The organism is Protofrankia sp. Cj3 (genome assembly GCF_917627355.1).
Classification (GTDB): Bacteria; Actinomycetota; Actinomycetes; order Frankiales; family Frankiaceae; genus Protofrankia.
Genome location: NZ_CAKJTR010000100.1, coordinates 1 through 862, shown reverse-complemented (window position 1 = coordinate 862; position 862 = coordinate 1). Strand labels below are relative to the sequence as shown.

Annotated in this window: 1 protein-coding gene; it reads left to right on the top strand. The window is 70.5% G+C overall.

Going from position 1 to position 862, the window contains the following annotated elements; all coding sequences use genetic code 11:
* Positions 1-13 precede the first annotated feature (13 nt).
* Positions 14-823 carry a phosphate ABC transporter ATP-binding protein gene (locus MJ783_RS14475; protein WP_370651631.1) on the top strand — a complete coding sequence of 270 codons (810 nt, stop codon included), beginning with the start codon at positions 14-16 and terminating at the stop codon, positions 821-823.
* Positions 824-862: the final 39 nt, after the last annotated feature.

Sequence of the window (862 nt, the reverse complement as noted above, 5' to 3'; positions counted from 1 at the left end):
CACGGCGACGGGGCTGGTGCCCGCCGCCCGCCGTGAGCGGACCGGGCCGGTCTCCGGCGCGGCGCTGGAAACGAAGGACGTCTCCGCGTGGTTCGGGGAGCGCAAGGTGCTTGACCGGGTTTCGCTGACGATGCGACCCGGTGAGGTGACGGCGCTCATCGGTCCCTCGGGCTGCGGCAAGTCCACCTACCTGCGCATCCTGAACCGGATGCATGAGCTCATCCCGGGCGCGTCCCTGGCCGGTGAGGTTCTGCTGGACGGCGAGGACATCTACGCCGCCGGCAAGCGGGCGCAGGAGACCCGTCGCCGGATCGGCATGGTCTTCCAGAAGCCCAACCCGTTTCCCGCCATGACGGTCTTCGACAACGTCGCGAGCGGCCTGAAGCTCGCCGGGATCAAGGGCAAGGACAAGGACTCCCTGGTCGAGCACTGCCTGCTGCGGGCCGGCCTGTGGAACGAGGTCCGGACCCGCCTGCGCTCCCCGGGGGGCGCGCTGTCCGGCGGGCAGCAGCAACGGCTGTGCATCGCCCGCTCGCTCGCCGTCGAGCCGGCTGTGCTGCTCATGGACGAGCCCTGTTCGGCTCTTGACCCGACATCCACCCGCCGGGTCGAGGAGACCATCGCCGAGATCGCCTCGGATGTGACGATCATTATCGTGACGCACAACATGCAGCAGGCGGCGCGGGTGTCCGACCACTGCGCGTTCTTTCTCGCCGAGGAGGGGCGGCCCGGCCACGTCGTCGAGTACGGGCGCACCGAGCAGATGTTCCACGACCCGCGCGACCCGCGGACCGCCGACTACGTCAACGGCCGGTTCGGGTAGGACGCGGGAGAGCGGCTCTTCCGGGCCGTGGGCCGGGCC